This window comes from Microbacterium sp. NPDC058345 (assembly GCF_042723855.1).
Classification (GTDB): domain Bacteria; phylum Actinomycetota; class Actinomycetes; order Actinomycetales; family Microbacteriaceae; genus Microbacterium.
In genome coordinates this window covers 220,442-241,032 of record NZ_JBHXIG010000001.1, presented here as the reverse complement: position 1 = coordinate 241,032, position 20,591 = coordinate 220,442, and the positions used below count along the sequence as shown (strand labels likewise).

Here is a 20,591-nt window from a genome sequence, read left to right as displayed (position 1 = left end):
GGCTGGATGCCGCCGTGGGGCTCAGCCAGGACAGGGCCGTCGCCGGGAGCAGGACGGATGCGCGTGATCCGTCCTGTCGTCGGCGGCGGATGCGGTCAGCCGGCCTGGCGGACGGTCACGCAGCAGCGATCCTCGTGCGGCTCGGCGTGCGCGCGCAGGTGCTCGCAGCCGAGACCGTCGAGCAGCCCACCGACGAACGCATGATTGGCGGCGCAGACGACGGCGGTGTGCTCGCGGGCGAGGGAGTCGAACGGGCAGTTCGCGAGAAGGATCGCCGCATCAGTCGCGCGGGGTTCGAAACCGTGGGCGTCGAGCACATCGGCCGCCCGTGCCAGCTCGTCCTCTTCGGCAGACGGCGCGGATGCGGCGGTGCGCAGGCCCTCGGCGTGCGCCACTTCGTGCAGGGCGGTGTCGAGGTCGACGCCCTGGGCGGCGCGTTCGATCGCCAGCGCGAGCAGGTGGCCGACGAGGTCGTATCGTCGTTCCGGGAGCGACAGGGCGACGGTCCGGTCGACGCGCCGGTAGAGCTTCGACGGCCGGCCCGCGCCCGGACCGGAGCGGCCGCTCAGGCGCCGGAACTCCGTGTCGAGCAGGCCGGCCTCGACCAGTTTGTCGAGATGAAAGCGCGCCATGTGGCCTGGCACGTTCACGGCTTCGGCGGCCGCCTCGCGTCCGACGGCATCCTGCTGCGCGACGACGTACTCGTAGAGGGCGCGCCGCGTGTCGTCGGCGAGGGTGCCGATGCTCGCTGCGCTGTGGGAGATGTCCATGCTGACCTCTAAGTCAGAGCCTAGCGCTTTTTAGAGATCAGCGGAGCCTCGGATCAGGCGCGCCGCGAGGTGGCCCGAGGCGCTCTCACCCGTTCTCTGTCGACGCCCCGGCGGCGTGACCGCGATCAGGCGGCCAGCCACAGGCCCTTCTGGTCGGTGGAGATGCGCAGACCGGCCGCGACGTTCTCGTCGTCGCCGATGCGCGCTCCGCGCGCGATCTTGGCGCCGGCACCGATCTCGGTGCGGACGCCGATATGCGCGCCGTCACCGACGGCGGCACCCTGTCCGATGTGCGCGTGCGCTTCGACGCGGGCGTTCTCGCCGATCACCGCGTCCGGCTCGACCCACGCTCCCCGGGCGATCTGTGCGCCGGCTCCGACGCGCGCTCCCGGTTCGACATAGGCGCCGGCCTCGATGAGTGCCTTCGGATGCACCTTCGCGCCATGCGCGACGAGACCGCGGCCGTTCGCGTGCTTGCGGTACCGCAGCGTCGCGCCCTGGTCGTCCTCGATGTCGATGTAGTTCTTGCCCACTTTTCCTCCCGTGTCCGGGGTGTTCCCGATATATCTACAACCGCGGACACGGTGATTTCATTCCTCATCGGGGATACCGCTCATCGCTTGCCGGTCCGCTGCCGCCGGTGCACCTCGGAGGGGCGGGGTTCGCGTCAGCGCTGGCAGCTCGGGCACCAGAAGATGATGCGCTCGCGCGTCGGATCGGCGCCGAGCTCTCCCCGCCGGATGAGCGTGCCGCACCGTCGGCACGGGCGGCCGGCGCGGCCGTACACCCAGTCGGTGAAGCCCCGTCGCGCGTCGCCGGTGAAGGTGCGGTCGACGCGGTCGCGGTTCGCGCGGATCGTGCGCACACCAAGATCGAGCAGCGCCCCGACGTCGACCTGCGCGGTGGGCGTCTCGGGCAGGACGCCACGCAGGAACAGCAGTTCGGCGGCGTACTCGTTGCCGAACCCGGCGACGTTGCGCTGATCGAGGAGTGCGACGTGGATGCTGCGCGCATCGGCGCCGAGCCGGCGCGCCGCCTCGGCCGCGTCCCACCGGTCGGAGAGCGGATCGGGGCCGAGGTGACCGACGAGCTCGTGCTCGTCGCGGGTGGCGACGACCTTCACCTCGGCCAGGTCTATGCCGACCGCCTCGCGGCTCTCGGTGCCGACGATCGCCCGCACCTTGAACGCCGGATGCCGCCACTTCTCGCCCGGCCGGTAGACCCGCCAGGCTCCGTCCATGCGCAGATGGGAATGCAGCGTGTGCTCGCCGATGCGCATCAGCAGATGCTTGCCGCGCGGCACGACCCCGTGCACCGTGCTTCCGGTGAGATCCACGGTCGCGGCGCGGGGCACGCGCAGGTCGAAACGGGTCACCTCATGACCGGCGAGCGCGTCGTCGAGGCGACGCGCGGTCTGGAACACGGTGTCGCCCTCAGGCACGCGGCGCACCCTGCGGAGCGGAGCGGGTGAGCAGCTCCCGCGCGAGGAGGGTGGAGCCGGCGACCGCGGTGGGCATGATGAAGACGGCGCCGAGCGGCACCATGAAGCACAGCTGCGTGGCGACGCCGAAGCCGAGCAGGCGGGAGCGCCGCGTGGCGAACAGGCGGGAGCGGTCGTCGCTGCTGATGTCGCGGGCGTTCAGGGCGCGCCCGGTGAGCTCGCGGGCGAGGAGCCGCCCGGTGAGCATGATGCTCGTGATCGTGGCGAGCGCAGCGCCCACCACCGGGATGAACCCGAGCAGCAGCGCGAGCACGGCGACGAGAACACCGAGTGCGACGAGGCGGACGCTCTCCGCGAGGGCGACCCCCAGTCCGCCGTCGCCCTCGGGCACGTCACCGCCGAGGTCGTTCTCGACCGCCCGCCAGATGCGCTGGTAGAACGGGTCGCCGATCAGCAGGGTCAGCGCGGTGAACAGCACGCTGGCGAGCACCAGTGCGCCGATCGCGATCACGACGGCCAGGGCCGAGCGCAGCGCGGTCGCCCAGAACGGATCCCAGCCGTCGGCGAACGGCGTCATCCAGGCCGTGATCGAGCCGAGCGAGAGCAGCAGCGGGATGAGCGCGGCGGCCAGCAGTGCGAGCGCGATCAGCGCGGGAACGAGCCCGAGCGTCATGAGACCAGGACGCTTCCGCCAGTACCCGAACCCGCGGCCGAGGAACCGGACGCCGGTGATGAACTCGCTGATCATGATCGCCAGACTATGACAGCGGCCGTTCAGACCGCTTTGCGCAGCGTGTAGCCGCGGGGGGTGGCGACGAAACCGGCCTCCTGCAGTGCGAGGGCGAACGGGGTGCCGTAGACACCGGCGCCGTTGATCTTCTCGACCGTGAGGGTGTCGAGTCGGCGGCTGCGCGCCGTCGCCACCAGGTCGGATGCGGCGGCGCGCAGCAGATCGGGGTCGTCGTCGAACGCCAGCACGGTGCGGCCGCCGCGCTCGAGGTAGAGCACCAGAGCGCCGTCGACGAGCACCACCAGTCCGCCGGCCTTGCGGCCGGGGCGGTGCGACACCTCGTCGAGGCGCGGCCAGGCGAGCGCCGCTCCGTACGGGTTGGCGGGGTCCGTCGCGGCGAGCGTGACGGCGTGCCGCGGCGGTGGGTCGGCGAGGCCGGCGAAGGTGCGCAGGCGGTCGACGGTGGTGGACGCCGCGAACTGCGCGGCGCCCAGCTTCTCGATCACGTAACCGCGGCGGCAGTGGCCGGCCTCTTCGAAGCCGGCGAGCACCCGGTACGCCTGTGCGAAGCCGCCCGGCACCCCCTCGGCCTGCACGGCACCACGGGTGACGACCCCGTATCGGTCGAGAAGCAGACCCGCGGTGACCGTCGCTCGGCGGGCGGCATCCGGGTCGGTCTCCGGCAGCACCGCCCAGCGACCGCCGAAGCCTCCTGACGAGGGCCGTGACGAGGGGCGGGCCAGCGAGATCCCTCGATACGTGCGCGTGCGGGGTGCTCGGCGAGTCGTCTTGTGCGCCTGCGAGCCGCCCGCGATCAGCGCGCGCACGGGGGCGAAGGTGTCGTTGGTGACGTGCCCCTGCCACGTGAGGGTCCAGAGCGCGTCGAGCACGGACTGCTCGTTCTCGGCATCCGTCATCGACCGCAGTGCAGCCGCGAACGACGCGCCGCTGAGCCGCAGCACGTCGAGGATCCTCTCCTCGAGCGAACCCGCGGCCGGTGCCTCTTCGGGAACGGGCAGCGTGAACGGCGCGAGGTCGGCGGGATGCAGCGACACCCAGCCGTCGCGTCCGGGCAGCGCCCCGTGCCCTGACCAGACGACTTCGCCGGCGGCGGTGAGCTCGTCGAGCAGCGCCGGCGTGTAGTCGCGCACCCGGCTGGGCAGCACGAGCGATTCCCAGGCGCTCGCCGGGATCGGCACCCCGGCGAACTGCTCGATCAGGCTGAGCACGCCGTCGACGCCCTCCAGCGGGCGGGTGAGGTGCTGCCAGTCGGGCAGGAAGCGCGCATACGCCTGCGGGCTGACCGGCTCGACGCTGCCGCGGATGGCCGCGAGCGAGCGCATGCGCAGTCTGCGCAGCACCTCGGCGTCGCACCATTCCGCCGCTCCGCTCGGATCGGCATCGACCGCGGGCAGGAAGAACCCGCTGGTCAGCCGGCCCGCCGACTCGAGGCGCTGCAGAGTATGCCTCGCCACCGCGGCGCCGATGCCGTAGCGGGTGGCCACGGACTCGGTCGTGAAAGGTCCGTGCGTGCGGGCGTGACGTGAGATCAGGTCTCCGAGCGGGTCGGCGACGGGCTCGAGGAACGCGACGGGGATGCCGGTGGGCAGGGCCGCGCCCAGCGCGTCGCGCAGGCGCCCGGCGTCCTCGATGACGGCGAAGCGGGGTCGGCCGGCGACGCTGACGGGGATCGCGCGGCGGGCCGCGACGAGGTCGGCGAGCAGAGCGGGCGCGCGTGCGGCGTCGGCGTCCTCCAACCGCTCCGCGACCTCGGCCTCGTCCAGCGGGCCGAGCATGCGCAGCAGGTCGGCCACGCCCTCGACGCCGCGCGCTCGGCGCTGCGGGTCGAGTCGCTGCGCCTCGCGTTCGAACTGGGCGATGACGTCGGGGTCGAGCAGCTCCCGCATCTCGACGGTGCCGAGCAGCTCGCCCAGCAGGGCGGGATCCACGGACAGCGCGGCGGCGCGGCGCTCGGCGAGCGGCGAGTCGCCCTCGTACATGAACGCCCCGACGTAGCCGAAGAGCAGGTCGCGAGCATACGGCGAGGGCTGCGAAGGCTCCGTCTCGACGAGCCGGATGCGGCGATCGGAGACGTCGGTGATGAGCCGGCGCAGCGACGGCAGATCGTAGACGTCCTGCAGCACTTCGCGGAGCGTCTCGAGGATGACGGGGAACGTCGGATGCCGCCTGGCCACCTCGAGCAGCTGGGCGGAGCGCTGGCGCTGCTGCCACAGCGGTGTGCGCTTGTTCGGGTTCATCCGCGGCATCAGCAGGGCACGTGCCGCGCATTCGCGGAAGCGCGAGGCGAACAGTGCCGATCCGCCGACCTCGGCGGTGACGATCTGCTCCAGCTCGTCGGGGTCGAACACGAAGAGGTCGGCACCGGGCGGCTCGGCGTCGGCATCCGGGATGCGCACGATGATGCCGTCGTCGCTCGCGACCGCCGAGCCTTCGACGCCGAGACGCTCGCGCACCCGGGCGTTGATCGCCAGCGCCCACGGCGCGTGCACCTTCATGCCGTACGGGGAATGCAGGATGACGCGCCAGTCGCCGACCTCGTCGCGCCCGCGTTCCACGGTCAGAGTCCGATCGGTGGGCAACGTGCCCGTGGCCTCGCGCTGCTCGGTGAGATACCCGATCAGGTTCTCGCGAGCCATCTCGTCGAGCCCCGCGTCGATGAGCCGCTGCTGGGCCTTGGCGGGCGCTGCCGTCGACACCTCGCGTGAGAAGCGGCCGAGCGCCTCGCCGAGCTCGAACGGCCGGCCGATGCCGTCGCCGTGCCAGAACGGCACCTTGCCCGGCTGGCCGTAGGCGGGCAGGACGTTGACCCGGTCGTGGGTGATCTCGGCGATCCGCCAGCTCGTCGTGCCGAGGGTGAACACGTCGCCGACCCGGGATTCGTACACCATCTCCTCGTCGAGCTCGCCCACGCGCGCCCCGGTCGACTCGCCGGCCACGAACACCCCGAACAGGCCGCGATCGGGGATCGTGCCTCCGCTGGTCACGGCGATGCGCTGCGCGCCGGGGCGGCCGGTGAGCGTGCCGGCGTCCCGGTCCCACACCACACGCGGGCGCAGTTCGGCGAACTCGTCGGATGGGTATTTTCCGGCCAGCAGGTCGAGTGTCGCCTCGTACGCCGAACGGGGCAGCGTCTGGAACGGGGCGCTGCGCCGCACCGTCTCGTACCAGTCCTCCACCGACAGCGCGTCGAGCGCGCACGCGGCGACCGTCTGCTGTGCGAGGATGTCGAGCGGGTTGCGCGGCACGGTGATCGCCTCGATCTGCCCGGCCAGCATCCGCTCGGTGACGATCGCCGTGTGCAGCACGTCCCCGCGGTGCTTGGGGAAGAGCGACGCCCTGCTGATCTCGCCGACCTGGTGGCCCGCGCGGCCCACGCGCTGCAGGCCGGACGCCGCGGACGGCGGCGCCTCGACCTGGATGACGAGGTCGACGGCGCCCATGTCGATGCCCAGCTCGAGACTGCTGGTGGCGACCACGCAGCGCAGCATCCCCGACTTCAGCTCCTCTTCGACGAGCGCGCGCTGCTCCTTCGAGACCGAGCCGTGGTGCGCCTTCGCCAGCACGGGATCCGCGCCGGCGGTCGCGCCGGCCTGCGCCATCATCGCGGCCGGTGGTGCGGTCTGCTCGGGCACGGCGACGCCGATGCGCTCCGCATAGATCTCGTTCAGCCGTCCGGTGAGCCGCTCGGCGAGACGTCGCGAATTGGCGAAGACGATCGTCGAGCGGTTCTCGAGCACCTTGTCGACGATCGCCTCCTCGACATGCGGCCACACCGAGCCGGTCACCTCGGTGTACTCCGCCGGCTCATCGGTCGACGCGGCCGCGCCCGGGGGCGGGGGAGGGTTGCGCATGTCCTCGATGGGCACCACGACGCCGAGCTCGAAGGTCTTGACCGCTCGCGGCGCGACGATGTCGACCGGCGCCGAACCGCCGAGGAAGCGGGCGACCTCGTCGATGGGACGCACGGTCGCCGACAGGCCGATGCGCTGGGCGGGAGCATCCTCCCCGCGCGCCTTGCGCAACGCGTCCAGTCGCTCGAGGCTGACCGCGAGGTGGGCGCCGCGCTTGGTGGCGGCCACCGCGTGCACCTCGTCGATGATGACCGTGTGCACCCCGCGCAGCGTCTCGCCGGCGCGGCTGGTGAGCATGAGGTACAGCGACTCGGGCGTGGTGATGAGGATGTCGGGCGGATCGCTGACGAGCTTGCGCCGGTCGCTCGACGTCGTGTCGCCGGAGCGCACGCCCACGGTCACCTGCGGCACGGGCACGCCGAGGCGACGAGCGGACTGCCCGATGCCGACCAGGGGCGAGCGCAGGTTGCGCTCGACGTCGACGCCGAGTGCCTTCAGCGGCGAGATGTACAGGATGCGGGTGCGCGCCGCGTCGTCGGCGGCTGCGGCATCCGTCCGCTCGCGGAAGACGCTGTCGAGCGCCCAGAGGAAGGCCGAGAGCGTCTTGCCCGACCCGGTCGGCGCCACGACGAGGGCGTTGCGCCCCGCCGAGATCGCCTCCCAGGCGCCGGCCTGCGCGTCCGTGGGCGCGTCGAACGCCCCACGGAACCAGTCCTGGGTCGCGGGCGTGAATCGGTCGAGCACATCGCTCACCCCTCCATCATGGGGGAGGGTACCGACATCGGCACCGGCGGTAGCGTGGCCGGATGGATGATGCCGAGTTCACCCGCCTGTACGGCCAGTGGGAGCGCCGCGATCCGCGGGACGTCCGCGCGTTCTTCGACGGCTACCCGGGTGTCTGGTGGGTCGCCGGCGGCTGGGCGCTGCAGGCGTTCACCGGAGTGGAGCGCCACCATGAGGACATCGACCCCGGCATCCTGCGCGACGATCTCCCGCTGCTGCGCGAGCATGTCAGGGGACGGATGGACCTCTGGGCCCCTTTCTCCGGTGCGCTGCGGCCCGTGATGTCCGACGATCCGGACGCGCTGCCGGAGGGCAGCCAGCAGCTGTGGTGCCGGCGCAGCGCCGCCGACCCCTGGGAATACGACATCCTGCTCGGTCCCGGAACGCCCGACCAGTGGCAGTACAAACGCGACCCCCGCATCCGGATGCCGATGCACGAGGCGCTCTGGGAACGCGACGGTGTCCGCTACCTGCAACCCGAGATCCAGCTTCTGTACAAGGCGAGGGGGCTTCGCGACAAGGACCAAGCCGATTTCGATGCGACGCTCGACTTCCTCGACGAGCGACGCCGCCGGTGGCTGTCGGATGCCCTGGAGCGGACGCTTCCGGAGCATCCCTGGATCCGGCGGCTCGCCTGACGGTTGCCGACGTCGGTGGGGCGGGGCAGTCTTGCGGCATGGCCGCGCACACGACGAACTACACCGCCACCTTCATCGAAGTCGCCGAGGACTGCCCCACAGACCACGCGCAGGAGCCGCCCAGCGGCGAGAAGCCGACGATCGCCGCGCTGCACTACCGGCTGATCGCCGAGCAGCCCTTCGCGCGCACATCCGACGACGTGATCTTCGAGACCCACGCCATCCGGCAGGGCATCGGCGACGCCGATCGGGTCGCCGCCCGCGAGGCGTTCTTCACCAAGGGGCAGCCGTGCCTTCGCTCATCCCCGCTCGGCAAGCGCTACGGCTGGGGCGTCCTGCACGACGCCGAGGGAAGAGTCTCGCTCGTCGCTCGTGAATCGGAGGAGTACGCGCGCCTCGCCGCCGACCCTGCGCTGGCGCATACGAGGGCGATGCGCTCGAGACGCGCTTGAGCGGAGCGCGTGTTGGAGCACGCGGCCGTCACCTGGTACACAGGGAATACTCAGACTCAAGAGGGGGAGCGATGAGCGATCAGCCGCGCCATGACCAGACGCCCGATGTCCACGCCGGTGATGTTCCGCACGCTCACGCAGATGCCGCCTCGGACCTGAGGCCCCCGACGGCGGTGGCCCCGCCGGTCGCGCCACCGCCGCCGGCAGTCGTCGGCGCGGGTGCGCCGGTCGCCTCGGCGGCTGGCACAGGCGGCGCACCGCTCACCGCTTTCACTCCGCGCTCACTTCTCGGAGGCCTCGCGCACGTGGGCATCGCGACGGGCGTCGCTTGGCTCGGCGGACTCGTGCTGCTCGTCATGCTGCTCATGATGAGCGGATCGGATGCGGCGGCCACGCCGATCGGATCGCTCGGCGACGTGCTCGACGGCTTCGGCGTGATCGGCAGCCTGCTGTTCACGCTGACCGCGTTCGTCTACGGCGGGGAGCTCACCGTCGGGCTCGGCGGAGACATGGGGATGTTCAGCGCCGGAGGTACCGCCTCCGCCTGGCTGTTCCCCCTCACCGTCACGGTCGCGGCGCTCACCGCGGTGCTGTGGTGGGGTGTGCGACAGGGCCGGGTGAACCCGTTGCCGACACACCTGCATCGTGCCCTGTACGGCGCTGGTGTCGGCCTGGTCACCGGGCTCGTGCTGCTGATCGTCGCGCTCATCTTCGCGGTTCGGGTCAATCAGGCGGGCATCGGTTTCGAGCTGACTGCCGCCGGATACAGGGTCGTGTTGTTCAGCACTCTGCTCGTGGGCGCGGCTGCGTACATCGGCCGCGAGGCGGGTGCGCTCGCGCGGGCCTCGGACCTCTGGATCACAGCCCTGCGTCGGCTGCTGTCGACCACGCCGCGGGTTCTGCGTGATTGGCTCGCCTATACCGCCTTCGGCGCAGCGCTGTTCTCCGTTCTCGGTGCGATCGGCCTCGTCGTCTCGATGTGGGACGGTGCCGGGTTCACGTCGATCGGCGTCGCGCTGGTCGCGCTCCTGAACGCGGCGCCCTTCGCAGCGACGCTCGGCCACCTCGGCGGCGTGAGCGCTTCCGGTGCGCTGGGCGGCGCGACGTCGTCGTCGACTCTCACGGTGTTCAGCGCCGACCAGCCGTCGCTGTGGATCGCGGTGCTCGCCGCCGTGCTGCTCACCGTCTTCGTCGCACTGTGGATCGGGACGCGCCGACCGCGCACGGAGCGCATCGACTGGCGGACTGCCTGGCAGCTGCCCGTCGTCACCCTCGTCGCCTGGCTCGTCTTCGGCACCATCTTCTTCGGCGTCGGAATCAGTGCGGTCGGCTCCGCCGGCTTCTTCGGCGGAGCGGTCAACGGAGGCGTCGGCATCGCCCTGTGGAGCGGCCTGGCCTTCTTCGTCTGGGCCGCCGCGGTGGAGATCGGCGCGCAGACGCTGCCGCGCGTGGCGTACGGCATCATGCCGCGGGCGCACGCGGCGATCGTCGGCCGACGCACGCTCGCCGCATGGGTTGCGGGAGTACCCGCCGGCGGCGCGAACAGCGCAGCCGCACTGGTGCCAGGCGCCGAGTTCGTCGGCATCCCGGCCGCGCCGGGCGGCACCACGGGGGCACCCGCCCCCGCGGTGGCCGCCGCCTCCGCGCTGCCGGAACCGAAACCTCTCAGCCCTGGAGCGAAGCGCGGACTGCTGATCGCGCTCATCTCGGTAGGCGGCGTGATCGTGCTCGCGGTCGCAGCGGGCATCGCGATCGCGATCGCGAACGCGTCGCGTACTCCGGAAGCCGTCGTCCAGCAGTATGTCGATCACATCGCCGCAGGGCGCGCCGAGGCGGCCAACGCTCTCGTCGACCCCAACGTGCCGAACGCGCAGCGCCAGTTCCTCTCCGACGACACGATGGCCGTGGCAGCCGAGCGCATCACCGATGTCTCGACCAAGACCGCGGAGGGCGGCAGCTCCGACTCCGCCTATGTGACCGTGACGTATCGACTCGACGGCGTCGAGCAGGAGGAGATGCTCACCGTGGTGAAGGGCGAGCCCGAGTTCCTGGTGCTCGACACCTGGACCATCGAGGACTCGCTGGCACGGACGGTCGACGTGCAGGTGATCGGCCAGGGCGCTGCGACGATCGGCGACACGCAGATCCCGATCAGCTTCGACGGCGACTACGGGCACGCCGAGATCGTGCTCTATCCGGGCACCTACCCGCTGACATCGACCGGATCGGACTACTTCGCCCTCGAGGAGACCGATCTGACGGTCGCGGGGATGGGCAGCATGATCGGGTCGACTCTCACCTTCGCCCCCACCGACGCCCTCCGTGACGAGGTGAAGAGCCAGGTCGACGCACTACTGCAGAAGTGCCTCGCCGAGACGACCGCCAGCCCCGAGGGATGCCCGTTCGGGGTCTACACCTACAACGATGACACGAAGGTCACATGGACCATGACGGAGGAGCCGACGCTGGAGTTCGACGAGGCCGGCACCCGGGTGTCGGTGCAGGGCGTGGCTGTCGGCAGCTACACCGAGGACTTCTTCGGCACCACCCGTGACGAGGACGACGAAACACCGTTCAGCATGTACGGCGAGATCGCCGTGGACGGTGACACGGCGACGGTGACGTTCGACGACCGCTGGTGGTGATCCCAGGCGAGCGGCGTCACCGTCTCGGTGACGCCGCTCGACCGTCCGGCACGGCGACCGGGTCAGACCTGACGCACCGCCCGCACGGGGAGTGACCGGAGCCTCATTCCTCCTTCGGGATGACGATCCACAGCAGAACGTACGCCCACAGCGAGAGGCCCGCGAACAGCACGGCGAGCACGGCGATGATGCGCACGATCGTGGGACTGACGTCGAAACGCCGTGCGACGGCCGAGCACACCCCGGCGATGAGGCGATCCCGGCGGGGCCGGACGAGAGGGTTCATCCCCTCATCCTGCCCGCCGGGATCGCGATGCGGAACCCTCAGGCGATCTCCGTCAGCCGGCCGTCTTCCCCGAGCTCGAGGGTGAGGTCGAGCCCCAGCCTGCCGAGGAACACATCGTCGTGGCTGACGACGAGCACCGCGCCGCGGTAGGCGCGCAGCGCCTCGACGAGCTGATCGACCGTGTCGAGGTCGAGGTTGTTGGTCGGCTCGTCGAGCACCACGAGGTGCGGGGCGGGGTCGGCGAGCAGCAGCTTCGCGAGTGCGACGCGGAAGCGCTCGCCGCCGGAGAGGGCGCTCACCGGTCGGTCCATGGTGCCGCCGCGGATCAGGAACCGCGCCAGCCGGTTGCGCACCTCCTTGTCAGGTACGTGCGGTGCGGCCGCGGCGATGTTCTCGACGACGGATGCCGTCTCATCGAGCCCGTCCACGCGCTGGGACAAGTAGCCGATCCGGTCGGTGTGCGCCTCCGTCCGCAGGATGGAGGCAACTCCGAAGGACGGATCCGCGGCATCCGTCCTGAATTCCTGCGTGCGCCCTTCAGAGTCGACGGCGGAAGCGCCGGAAGCGGAGGCGATGAGGCGTCGCAGCAGCGTCGTCTTCCCGACCCCGTTGCGACCGATCAGCGCCGCACGCTCGGGCCCCTGGATGACCCAGGTGCGCTCCTCGTCGCGGATGCTCGCGATGCGGCGCGAAGCCGATACGCCCGGGTCGGGCAGCTCGATGCTCATGCTGTCCTCATCGCGCACGCGCCGGCCCGCCTGGTCGAGAGCCTGGCGCGCGGCATCCTCCTTCGCGCCGACCTCGACCCGCAGCCGGCCCGCCGACACCTGCGCGGCCATCCTGCGGCCGTGCGCGACGATCTTCGGCACGCGCTTCTCGATCTCGGCCTTGCGGGCGGTGCGGGCGCGGTGCGCCAGCTTCGTCTCCGCCTCGATGCGCTGGCGCTTCTCCTTCTTGAGACTCTGCGCCGCATCGCGCTCGGCCTGGCGGGCGGCATCCTGCTCGGCGTCGAGCCACGAGCGCCACTCCGAGTAGGGACCGCCGAAGACGCTCAACCGGCCGGCGTACAGCTCGGCGGTGTCGTCCATCAGTTCGAGCAGTGCGATGTCATGACTGACCACGATGAGCGTGCCCTTCCAGGTGCGCACCATCTCGGCCAGCCGCGCCCGCGCCTCACGGTCGAGGTTGTTCGTCGGCTCGTCGAGCAGCGTGATCGGCGCACGACGCAGGCGGATGCCGGCGATCGCGACCAGCACGGCCTCGCCTCCCGAGAGTTCTCCGACCGTGCGATCGAGGAACGACGGGTCGAGACCGGCCTCGGCGAGGGACGCCTCGGCGCGCGCCTCGATGTCCCAGTCGTCGCCGACCGCATCGAAGTGAACCGGGTCGACGTCTCCGGACGTGATGGCGCGCACCGCATCGAGCGGAGCGGCGATGCCGAGCAGCTCTGCGACCCGTCGGGCGGTGTCGAGCGTCAGTCGCTGCGGAAGATAGGCGACCTCGTCGTTGCCGACGATCTGTCCGCTCGTCGGGGTGAGCGACCCGGCGATCAGGCGCAGCAACGTCGATTTGCCTGTGCCGTTCCGGCCGACGAGCCCGGTGCGGCCGGATCCGAACGACCCCGACACGGCGTCGAGGGCGACGGACCCGTCCGGCCAGGCGAACGTGACCCGGTCGAGGGTGACGGCGGCGGTCGCGGGTGAGGTGGTGGTGGTTGATGACATGGGCGACTCCCGGGTGTACGGGTGCGCGGATGCCGACAGTCACATCACGTCGTGGAAGGCGTGGGAAGACTCGATGCCGGTGGCAGGAAGGATCGTCGGATCAGCGCGTGGCGGTGAACGCGGAGGCGACGATTCAGATCAATGGACTTCCAGACACGGCGGACAGGACCTGACGACTGTACCGGCGGTCACCCGGCCGCGCAACCCCCGGGCGTGTCCCGACATCCGTCGCAGGGTGGATGCGCCAGGGGCACGGCCTCCGTAGCCTGGAAGCATGGATGACAGGACGCCGAGCTCCCGCGAGACCTTCACGCGGCTGAGCTGGGGTGCGGGCCTTGCGATCGGCATGGGTGTGGGCGTCGCGCTGGGCTCCGCACTCGACGACATGATCCTCGGCATCGGTATCGGCCTGGCGATCGGGATCGCACTGATGAGCGCGTTCACGGCGGCGGCGGCCAGGGCCGGCAAGCGTGAGCGGCCGAGTCGTCGGACGGCGACGGTGCGGCGCCGCCGGCCGCTGACGACGACCGTTAGCCCCGCGCATCCTTCCACTGCGAGAGGAACACCCGCACGTCCGCGAGCTCCTGCTCCGAGATCGCGTGCGTCAGGCCCGGATAGACGCGGCCCGAGAGCTCGCAGTGATCCGGCAGCCACTGCGCGGTGTGGTCCACCAGGTGGGCCGGTATGACGTCGTCATGCGTGCCGCGACCCCAGAAGACCGGGGGCCGCTGCTCCCGCAGTGTCAGGTCGCCGGGCAGGTCGCCGGGAGCCGCGTAGCCGCTCAGCGCCGCCACGGCGTCGAGGCGATCGGGCGCGAGCCGCAGCGCCTGCAGCGACACGGCAGCGCCCTGCGAGAACCCGAGCAGGGCCACCGATGCCGCTCCCGCGGCTTCGGCGTCGAGCCAGCCGAGCAGCGACTCCGCCGCCAGGGTGATGCCCGCGGCATCCCTGGTGTCCAGTGCATCGATGGGGAACCAGGAGCGGCCCGGCATCGGCCAGGGCGGCGACAGCGGCGCGGCGACAGACGCGATGGCGAGCCCGTCGGGAAGGAAGGGCGCCAGCCCGAACAGGTCGTGCTCATCGGCGCCGTAGCCGTGCAGCATCACGAGCAGGGGCTTCCCGGCGCGCTCGCCGGGCGCCCACAGAGTGGCGGCGGGATCGATCGAGAGGCTCACGCCTCCATCATGCCGGGCTGCGCCGACATGCCGCAGGCAGACCCCGACCTCCCGGCGGGACCGGCTGGTAGAAAGGAGACATGGCGGTGCGCACCCCTGACCCAGACCCCGACGGCGGCTTCGGGTTCAACGACGTGCCGTCGGCGGACGGGAATCCCGCCTGGCTCAGCGACATCGAACTTGAAGAGGCACGGCGCCGGCTGCCGATGCTCTACGTCGAAGCGATCCCGGTGCGCAGCGACGGATCCGGTCAGGTGACCTCCGTCGGCGTGCTGCTGCGCTCGACGCCGATGGGCGAGATGACCCGCACGATCGTGTCGGGCCGGGTGCGCTACGGCGAGACGATCCGCGACGCGCTGTTCCGGCACGTCGAGAACGACCTCGGTCCCATGGCCTTCCCGCTGCTGCCGGCCTCGCCGGCTCCCTTCGCGGTGGCGGAGTACTTCCCGATCCCCGGTGTCAGCGCCTTCCACGACGACCGGCAGCACGCCGTCTCGCTGGCCTTCGTCGTTCCCGTCACCGGCACCTGCGAACCGCGGCAGGATGCCCTCGAGGTCACCTGGTTCTCGCCCGAGGAGGCGGCGTCCGACGCGCTCTCCGCCGAGATGGAGGGCGGCCGCGGCACGCTGATCCGCCAGGCGCTGGCCCACCTCGGCCTGCTGCGCTGAGCGCCCTCCCACCGCAGACAGGGCGGCCCGGATAGGCTCGGGCGGGTGACCGCACACATCGTCTTCCCCACCGCATCCGTCGACTGGCTCGCGTTCGTGACCACCCGCGCCGAGGACCGGCTCGCCGAGGTCGCCGCGCTCGCAGACCGTCTCAAGGACGGCGCCCGGCGCACCACGCTCCAGACTCTGGACCTCTGGAACGAGCTGCAGATCGCGCTGCGGCAGGCTCGCAGCGAGTCCGACGTGCTGTGCGAGGTCCACCCGGATGCCGAGGTGCGGGCAGCCGCGGAGAAGAGCGTCGCCGCCGCGCAGGCCGCCGAGGCCGCGCTGATGGCGGATGCCGAGCTGGCCGCCGTCTTCGCCGCGACCGACCCGGTCGGGCTCGATCCCGACGCGGCGCGCGTGCGCGAGCACCTGCTGCGCGACTTCCGGCGGGGCGGCGCCGATCGCGATGACGCCACCCGCGAGCGGGCGCGGCAGCTGGCGGCCCGCGACAGCGAGCTCAGCCTCGCGTTCGCGCGCAACATCCGCGAGGGACGCCGCGAGATCCGGGTGGCGCCGGAATCGCTCGCCGGGCTTCCGGAGGACTTCCTCGATCGGCATCCGGCGGGCGACGACGGGCTCGTCGCGCTCTCCACCGACAACCTCGACGTGATGGCCGTGATCAACTACGCGCACGACCGCGAGACCCGCATCGCGCTGCGAAGGGCCAGGGCCGACCTCGCCTGGCCCGAGAACGACGCCGTGCTCGCCGAGCTGCTCGATGTGCGGCAGCAGCGTGCCGAGCTGCTGGGCTATGCGAGCTGGGCGGACTACGAGACCGAGACCCGCATGGCCGGCTCCGCAGCGCGCGTCGCCGCGTTCCTCGATGACGTCGACGACGCGTCGCGGGCGGTCGCCGACGCGGAGTACGAGCTGCTGCTCGCCCGGCTTCGGCAGGACGTCCCCGAAGCGTCAGAGGTCACCGGCGCCGACCACCAGTACCTGCTCACGCGACTGCACGAGGAGCGCTTCGCCGTCGACGCGCAGGAGGTGCGTCGCCACCTGCACTTCGACCGGGTGCTCGCCGGCCTGCTCGACATCACGGGACGGCTCTTCGACATCGAGTACGTGCCCACGCCTGACGCCGCCTGGCACGAGGACGTGCACTCCTACGATGTGGTCCGCGCGGGGGAGCGGCTCGGGCGCATCCACCTCGACCTGCATCCGCGTGAGGGCAAGTTCAACCACGCCGCCTGCTTCCCGCTCGCCCCTGGCGTGCGCGACCGGGTGCTCGCCGAGTCGGTGCTGGCGTGCAATTTCCCTCGCGGCCTGATGGAGCACCGCGAGGTGCAGACGTTCTTCCACGAGTTCGGTCATCTCGTGCACGACATCCTCGGCGGCGACCAGCGCTGGGCGGCGTTCTCGGGCGTGGCGACCGAATGGGACTTCGTCGAGGCGCCCAGTCAGATGCTCGAGGAGTGGGTGTGGGACGCCGAGGTGCTGGGCACCTTCGCGACCGATGACTCGGGTGCTCCGATCCCCGCCGACCTCGTGCGGCGGATGCGGCAGGCGGATGCGTTCGGGCGCGCCACCCACGTGCGGATGCAGCTGGGCCATGCCAGGGTCTCGTACCAGCTGCACATGGACCGGCCCGCCGATCTCTCGGCGGCCACCGATCACTGGTACGCGGTGTCGAACAGGGTGCGCACGCTGCCCGGCACCCACACGTACGCCTCGTTCGGGCACCTCACCGAGTACGGCTCCTGCTACTACACGTACCAGTGGAGCCTGGTGATCGCCCGCGACCTGCTCACCGGCTTCCGCGGTCTCATGGATGCCGCATCCGCCGGCCGCTACCGCCGCGAGATCCTCGAGCCGGGCGGGCGCCGCGACGCGGCGGAGCTGGTCGAGTCGTTCCTGGGGCGGCCGTTCACGGTCGACGCGTACCGGGAGTTCCTGGGCGCTCCCACGGCCTGACGCACATCGACAGCCTTCGGGCCGTCCGGACGCGGCCGGTCGTCAGGCTGTGGTGAGGCGCCCCAGCTCCGCGACGAAGGCGTCGACGTCGGACTCCTCGGTGTCGAAGCTGCACATCCAGCGGACCTCGTTGCGCGACGCGTCCCAGTCGTAGAAGCGGAACTTCTCTCGCAGGCGGTCGGCGATGCCGTCGGGCAGGGTCGCGAAGACGCCGTTCGACTGGGTGGGCTGAGTGAACGCCACGCCACGGATGCTGCCGTCGGCGAGTCCCAACTCGACCGCGGACCGGAGGCGCTGCGCCATGGCGTTGGAGTGGCGCGCGTTGCGCAGCCAGAGGTCGCCCTCGAGCAGGGCCACCAGCTGCGCCGAGACGAAGCGCATCTTCGACGAGAGCTGCATGTTGTACTTGCGGCCGTAGACCAGCCCGTCGGACGCGTCGGGGTTCAGGACGACGACCGCCTCGCCGAGCATCGCGCCGTTCTTCGTGCCGCCGAAGCTGAGCACGTCGACGCCGGCGTCGCGGGTGAACGCGCGCAGGGGCAGGTCGAGGGCTGCGGCGGCGTTCGAGATCCGCGCGCCGTCCAGGTGCAGCTTCATGCCGCGCTCATGCGCGTGATCGGCCAGCGCCTGGATCTCCTCGACCGTGTACAGCGTGCCCAGTTCGGTGGACTGAGTGATCGAGACGACCAGCGGCTGCGCGCGATGCTCGTCGCCCCAGCCCCAGGCCTCACGGTCGACCAGCTCGGGGGTGAGCTTGCCGTCCTCGGCCGGCACGGTGAGCAGCTTGAAGCCGCCGATGCGCTCGGGGGCACCGCCCTCGTCGACGTTGATGTGAGCGGTGGATGCCGAGATGACTGCGCCCCAGCGCGGCAGCATCGACTGCAGGCCGGTGACATTGGCGCCCGTGCCGTTGAACACGGGGAACGCCTGCACGTCTTCGCCGAAGTGCCGGGCGAAGACCTGCTGCAGGCGCTCGGTGTAGACGTCCTCGCCATAGGCGATCTGGTGCCCGTCGTTGGCCGCGGCGATGGCCGCGAGCACCTCGTGGTGGATGCCGGAGTAGTTGTCGGATGCGAAGCCGCGAACAGCGGTGTCATGCAGAACGCTCACTGCACCAGCCTATGGGCTCCGCGGAAACCGAGCGAGCCCGTGCGGGGTGCGAGAGGGGGCACATCCTCTGTCGGATGTCTGCGGCCAGGATTACGCTCGAACCCGTGACACAGACTGTCCAGACCAGGGCATTCGCGAACGTCCTGGTGAACACGCTCATCGCCAACGTGACGACGAGCTTCCTGTGGTTCGGGCTGACGTTCTGGGTCTACATCGAGACCCAGTCGGTGCTGGCGACGGGCGTCATCGGCGGCGCGTACATGCTGTTCATCGCGTTCTTCTCGATGGTGTTCGGCACCATCGTCGACCGGCACCGCAAGCACACGGTGATGGTGCTCTCCAGCGTGGTGTCGGCGGTGGCGTTCGCGATCGCGGGCGTCCTCTACCTCTGGCAGCCCGAGAGCGCTCTGCTCGACCTCGGCGGCCCCTGGTTCTGGCTGTTCTCGGGCATCATCCTGTTCGGCGGCGTCATCGAGCAGCTGCGCAGCATCGCGCTCTCGACCACGGTCACGCTGCTGATCCCCGAGGAGCGCCACGCGAACGCGAACGGACTCGTCGGCACCGTGCAGGGCATCGCGTTCCTGGTGACCAGCGTGTTCTCGGGTCTGTCCATCGGCTTCCTCGGCATGGGGTGGACGCTCGTCATCGCGATCGCGGCGATGATCCTGACGTTCGCGCATCTGCTCTTCGTGCGCGTTCCGGAGGAGCAGCCCACGCCCGATCCTGATGCGCCGAGCGCGCTCGACTTCCACGGCAGCGTGCGGGCGATACGCCTCGCGCCCGGCCTCTTCGCGCTGATCGTCTTCTCGACGTTCAACAACCTCATCGGCGGCGTCTACATGGCGCTGATGGACCCGTACGGTCTGACCCTGTTCTCGGCGCAGCTGTGGGGCATCGCCCTGGCGTTCGCGTCGACCGGCTTCCTGATCGGCGGCGCGCTGGTGGCGAAGTTCGGGCTCGGCCGTAAGCCGGTGCGCACCATGCTGCTCGTGGTGATCGCCATGGGGGCGCTCGGCTCGGTCTTCATGGTGCGGGAGTGGTGGCCGCTGTTCGTGGTCGGCATGTGGTTCTACATGATGCTCGTGCCGCCGGTCGAGGCCGCCGAGCAGACGGTGATCCAGAAAGTCGTACCGTTCACGCGCCAGGGTCGTGTGTTCGGCATGGCGGCGGCGATGGAGGCCGCGGCCGCGCCGATCACCGCGTTCCTCATCGCCCCGATCGCGGAGTTCCTCGTCATCCCGTACATGCGCGAGGGCGAGGGGCGGCGGCAGTGGGGCTGGCTGCTGGGCGAGGGCGAAGCGCGCGGGATCGCGCTCGTCTGCCTGTTCGCCGGCATCGTCATGGTGATCGCCGCCGGTCTGGCGTTCTTCACCCGCTCCTATCGCAAGCTCACCGCGCTGTACGCCCGTGCGCCCGGCGAGGGCGATGCTCCGGCGGCCGGTGACGCCCCGGAGGCCGGCGCTGACGGGGAGCGGCCGGAGGCCGACCTCATCCTCGATCCGGTCGGGGTTCGAGGCGGTCATGCGGAGGGGGAGTCGGCGGTCGGTCAGGTGGCCGACGAGCCGGACGGCTCGGAAGCGCCGGACGAACAGCGGTAGGCCGGCGCGCCGCCTCAGCCCGTCACCGGTGCGGTGGCGTCGAGCGTGAGCACGGTGTCGTTGCGCTCTTCGGCCGTGCCGTCCCACAGGCCGACGACGGCCCGGGCGAGCGTCGCCGGGTCGAGGGCGCCGTGGGCGCGGAAGATGACGGATGCGGCACGCAGCGGCGTCGCGGCATCCCGTGCCGCCTTGGCGTAACCCTGCGCCACCGCGCGAGCCCAGGCCTCACTCGCGGCCTTCACGCTCGCGTAGTTCGCGCCCCCGGCGAGCGGCCGGCTGACCACGGTCGATGACACGATCGCGAAGCGGCCGGCATCCGACGCCCTGATCGCGGCGTCGAACGCCCGGCTGGTCGCCCGCACGGCGTGGAAGGCCGGCAGCAGCGCATCGAGATCCGCGTCGTTCTGCCCGGCGAGCCCGCCGCCGCCGCGCCAACCGCCGACCAGCGGGACGACGGCGTCGACGGCGCCGATGCGCTCGCCGAGCGCGGTCATCGCCGAGAGCGACGTCGCGTCGGCGATCACGGTCTGCGCGCCGGCGTCCGACAGCGGCGCCAGCCTGTCCGCCGAGCGGCCGGACGCGATCACCCGCGCCCCGGCGGCGATGAGTGCCTGCGCGGTCGCGAGACCGGCGGCGCTCGTGGCGCCGGCGAGAAGGACGGTGCGTCCGGATGCGGTCATGCGGGGACTCCTGTCAGGTCTGCGGATCGAGGGCCGGTGCACGTCTGGGGGACGATCCGG

General features: G+C 71.3%; 16 protein-coding genes. 6 read left to right on the top strand and 10 right to left on the bottom strand.

Annotation, left to right across the window (positions count from 1 at the left end):
- Window positions 1–95: 95 nt before the first annotated feature.
- From ACFWH5_RS01255 to ACFWH5_RS01235, 5 genes are all read right to left on the bottom strand, one after another.
- A complete protein-coding gene (locus ACFWH5_RS01255; RefSeq protein ID WP_378830860.1) occupies window positions 96–770 on the bottom strand; it encodes a helix-turn-helix transcriptional regulator in 675 nt (224 codons plus the stop codon).
- A 125-nt stretch (window positions 771–895) separates the two neighbouring features.
- Window positions 896–1,303, bottom strand: a complete 408-nt coding sequence (locus tag ACFWH5_RS01250) for a transferase (protein WP_378830857.1) — start codon at window positions 1,301–1,303, stop codon at window positions 896–898.
- 134 nt (window positions 1,304–1,437) lie between these two features.
- Window positions 1,438–2,211, bottom strand: a complete 774-nt coding sequence (locus tag ACFWH5_RS01245; RefSeq protein WP_378830855.1) for a DNA-formamidopyrimidine glycosylase family protein — start codon at window positions 2,209–2,211, stop codon at window positions 1,438–1,440.
- Window positions 2,204–2,959, bottom strand: a complete 756-nt coding sequence (locus tag ACFWH5_RS01240; protein WP_378830852.1) for an EI24 domain-containing protein — start codon at window positions 2,957–2,959, stop codon at window positions 2,204–2,206. Before ACFWH5_RS01240 ends, ACFWH5_RS01245 begins: the two co-directional genes overlap by 8 nt.
- Window positions 2,960–2,985: 26 nt before the next feature.
- Complete coding sequence (locus ACFWH5_RS01235) at window positions 2,986–7,566, bottom strand: ATP-dependent helicase (protein WP_378830850.1); 4,581 nt, start codon at window positions 7,564–7,566, stop codon at window positions 2,986–2,988.
- 53 nt (window positions 7,567–7,619) lie between these two features.
- On the opposite strand from ACFWH5_RS01235, the gene ACFWH5_RS01230 reads away from it, so the two are divergent.
- The 3 genes from ACFWH5_RS01230 (at window position 7,620) to ACFWH5_RS01220 (ending at window position 11,331) form a co-directional block, all read left to right on the top strand.
- Complete coding sequence (locus ACFWH5_RS01230) at window positions 7,620–8,234, top strand: hypothetical protein (protein WP_378830848.1); 615 nt, start codon at window positions 7,620–7,622, stop codon at window positions 8,232–8,234.
- A gap of 38 nt (window positions 8,235–8,272) precedes the next feature.
- Window positions 8,273–8,686, top strand: a complete 414-nt coding sequence (locus ACFWH5_RS01225; RefSeq protein WP_378830845.1) for a DUF6157 family protein — start codon at window positions 8,273–8,275, stop codon at window positions 8,684–8,686.
- Window positions 8,687–8,991: 305 nt separating this feature from the next.
- Window positions 8,992–11,331 (top strand): hypothetical protein, encoded by a 2,340-nt coding sequence (locus tag ACFWH5_RS01220; RefSeq protein ID WP_378830843.1) that lies wholly within the window; start codon window positions 8,992–8,994, stop codon window positions 11,329–11,331.
- 103 nt (window positions 11,332–11,434) lie between these two features.
- Here the strand turns inward: ACFWH5_RS01220 and ACFWH5_RS01215 are convergent, their stop codons facing one another.
- The 3 genes from ACFWH5_RS01215 to ACFWH5_RS01205 form a co-directional block, all read right to left on the bottom strand.
- The gene (locus ACFWH5_RS01215; protein WP_378830841.1) at window positions 11,435–11,617 is read right to left on the bottom strand and encodes a PspC domain-containing protein; all 183 of its coding nucleotides are present in this window, start codon (window positions 11,615–11,617) and stop codon (window positions 11,435–11,437) included.
- 38 nt (window positions 11,618–11,655) lie between these two features.
- On the bottom strand, window positions 11,656–13,341 hold the full coding sequence (locus ACFWH5_RS01210; protein ID WP_378830838.1) for an ABC-F family ATP-binding cassette domain-containing protein: 1,686 nt from the start codon (window positions 13,339–13,341) through the stop codon (window positions 11,656–11,658).
- Window positions 13,342–13,871: 530 nt separating this feature from the next.
- Window positions 13,872–14,516 carry an alpha/beta hydrolase gene (locus ACFWH5_RS01205; protein ID WP_378830834.1) on the bottom strand — a complete coding sequence of 215 codons (645 nt, stop codon included), beginning with the start codon at window positions 14,514–14,516 and terminating at the stop codon, window positions 13,872–13,874.
- Window positions 14,517–14,596: 80 nt separating this feature from the next.
- Between ACFWH5_RS01205 and ACFWH5_RS01200 the strand changes: the two genes are divergently transcribed.
- Together ACFWH5_RS01200 and ACFWH5_RS01195 are read left to right on the top strand one after the other, a co-directional pair.
- A complete protein-coding gene (locus ACFWH5_RS01200; RefSeq protein WP_378830832.1) occupies window positions 14,597–15,184 on the top strand; it encodes an NUDIX hydrolase family protein in 588 nt (195 codons plus the stop codon).
- A 45-nt stretch (window positions 15,185–15,229) separates the two neighbouring features.
- On the top strand, window positions 15,230–17,143 hold the full coding sequence (locus ACFWH5_RS01195) for a M3 family metallopeptidase (protein WP_378830830.1): 1,914 nt from the start codon (window positions 15,230–15,232) through the stop codon (window positions 17,141–17,143).
- 42 nt (window positions 17,144–17,185) lie between these two features.
- Here the strand turns inward: ACFWH5_RS01195 and ACFWH5_RS01190 are convergent, their stop codons facing one another.
- A complete protein-coding gene (locus tag ACFWH5_RS01190; RefSeq protein ID WP_378830827.1) occupies window positions 17,186–18,253 on the bottom strand; it encodes a threonine aldolase family protein in 1,068 nt (355 codons plus the stop codon).
- A 74-nt stretch (window positions 18,254–18,327) separates the two neighbouring features.
- Here ACFWH5_RS01190 and ACFWH5_RS01185 point away from each other — a divergent pair, with 74 nt between their 5' ends.
- Complete coding sequence (locus ACFWH5_RS01185) at window positions 18,328–19,851, top strand: MFS transporter (RefSeq protein WP_378830825.1); 1,524 nt, start codon at window positions 18,328–18,330, stop codon at window positions 19,849–19,851.
- A gap of 14 nt (window positions 19,852–19,865) precedes the next feature.
- Here the strand turns inward: ACFWH5_RS01185 and ACFWH5_RS01180 are convergent, their stop codons facing one another.
- Window positions 19,866–20,531: an SDR family NAD(P)-dependent oxidoreductase gene (locus ACFWH5_RS01180; RefSeq protein ID WP_378830823.1), complete on the bottom strand. Its 666-nt coding sequence runs from the start codon at window positions 20,529–20,531 to the stop codon at window positions 19,866–19,868.
- Window positions 20,532–20,591: the final 60 nt, after the last annotated feature.